Source organism: uncultured Microscilla sp. (genome assembly GCF_947493425.1).
Classification (GTDB): Bacteria; Bacteroidota; Bacteroidia; order Cytophagales; family Microscillaceae; genus Microscilla.
The window spans coordinates 1-2,099 of the sequence record NZ_CANLRP010000365.1; the positions used below are offsets into that span (position 1 = coordinate 1).

The window sequence follows — 2,099 nt, forward strand, 5'->3', positions numbered from 1 at the left end:
TTCAAATTATTGAAAAACCATTATCGTAGTCATAGCAGGTTTGGTCTAAGAGCGACACTGATTGCTACTTTCGTAAACGCAAATGCTGCTTAAAACACTTTCGCAAGAAGTCTATTGAATAGCTATGATCTTATCATTTACATAAATGCCCAAATCATTCAATTTAATAAGGCTTAGATTCCCTGTATCTACTCTAAACACATATACCTCGTTTCTATTTAATAAATCAGGGAAGTCATCAAGAAGGTCAGGGTTTTCTATAATATTTTTAGTATAAAAAAGAACGAAGGTGTTTAATGGCAGGTAATAGATTTTAAATGGAGCACACACTACGTTATTAGTTGTTATAATGCTTTGCTCATCTTCACTTTCAAGACCATAATTACCACAATAATATTGAGGTAAAAAAGACTTTGGCAGTCCTTTACTCGATTGTTCATTTGCATAAGGAATGGCTACTAAAGTAGAATATGATATGTTTTTCATCAAAAAATAATTTAATATTTCCCAAAAGTAATTTCGGTTTTTAGCTGTTCAAATAATCGGCTATTTTGATTCGACATTATAACCATTATTTCATCAATAGAACTTTTAGTAATTGGCATATTCATTCCTTAAAAGTACCGTCCTCGCCTCGGTTGTGTGTCTTCACCAATTGATAAATTCCGCTATACGGAGCCGATCGAAACTCTAAAATAAGTCGTTTTTTGGGCTTGTGGATGGTTTGATTTGTGGAGACACAAATCAGGGCGAAAAATAGTGGGTAGAGTACTACGCACCCAAGCCGCTTAGTTGTTTTTTTTGAAATTCGAAGAAAAAACCGCACTAAATTCACTGTCATATTTGCAAATGTTATAAAGTCCCCCATTGCCCCGTCTACCCGTTCGGTACCTGCTTCTCACAATTCCCAATTTTAAATTGCCTTCTTTTTGATATTTAGTTTTAAATTGGGGCTTATTTTATTCAAGAACCTATCCTATTTAATATATAATGAAAATAGTAGTTGTAGACGGGCACGCCCTCAATCCGGGAGATTTAGACTGGGCGCCCTTTGAGGCTTTTGGCGAAGTAACCGTATATGCCCGCACACCACAAGACAAAGTAATAGAGCGTTGCCAGGGCGCCGACATTGTGCTCACCAATAAGGTGAAATTTGACAGCGCCACACTATTGCAGCTTACCCACCTCAAATACATTGGCGTATTGGCTACCGGGTATGACCTCATTGACCTGAAAACCGCCAAGGCAAGCAATATTGTAGTCACCAATATTCCGGCGTACGGCGATGTAGCAGTAGCCCAGCATACATTTGCGCTCATGCTAGAGCTCATCAACCGGGTAAGCCTGCACGACCAGAGTGTAAAAAGTGGCGAGTGGGCTCAAAACCCTGACTGGTGCTATTGGAAAGCCCCCTTTCATACCCTCAACGGGATGCGGCTAGGCATCATAGGTTTTGGTAAAATAGGACGCAAGGTGGCAGAGGTGGCCAAGGCTTTTGGCATGCGCATGTTTTATAACAACCTTTCGAAAAAAACCAATATATACGCCCAATATGCCGAAAAGGAAGAAATATTTGAAAAATGCGACATTGTCACATTGCACCTGCCTCTCGACAAAGACAATCAAGGATTTGTAAACAAAGACTTGCTTAGCCGTATGCAACCTTCTGCCTTGCTTATTAACACCTCCAGAGGGGGGCTTATCAACGAACAAGACCTGGCCGATGCACTGAACAATGGACAAATAGCAGGTGCCGGGCTCGATGTATTGGCCACTGAGCCTCCGTCAGCCGATCACCCTTTGTTTAAAGCCAAAAATGTGTTGCTTACCCCACACATGGCATGGGGGGCAGTAGAGTCACGCAAGGCGTTGATCGACGAGGCACTTGCCAACGTCAAAAACTTTGTAGAAGGTACCCCACAAAACGTAGTGAATGAGTAAAACCTGAAGCTACTCACCCTTCGTGTGATCTCATAAACCATTGGTAATCTTAATGATTGTCAATGGTTTTGTTTTATGTTAAGGAACGTGATCGCCCCGTAAACGGGATTTCGGGCGTAGCCCTCAACAATAACCCCGATAAGAAATCGGGACTTTGA

The 2,099-nt window shown here is 41.2% G+C and carries 2 protein-coding genes; one reads left to right on the plus strand and one right to left on the minus strand.

Annotation, left to right across the window (positions count from 1 at the left end; all coding sequences use genetic code 11):
• Positions 1–111: 111 nt before the first annotated feature.
• A complete protein-coding gene (locus tag Q0954_RS33740) occupies positions 112–486 on the minus strand; it encodes a hypothetical protein (protein WP_299466428.1) in 375 nt (124 codons plus the stop codon).
• A 504-nt stretch (positions 487–990) separates the two neighbouring features.
• On the opposite strand from Q0954_RS33740, the gene Q0954_RS33745 reads away from it, so the two are divergent.
• A complete protein-coding gene (locus tag Q0954_RS33745) occupies positions 991–1,941 on the plus strand; it encodes a D-2-hydroxyacid dehydrogenase (RefSeq protein ID WP_299466431.1) in 951 nt (316 codons plus the stop codon).
• Positions 1,942–2,099: the final 158 nt, after the last annotated feature.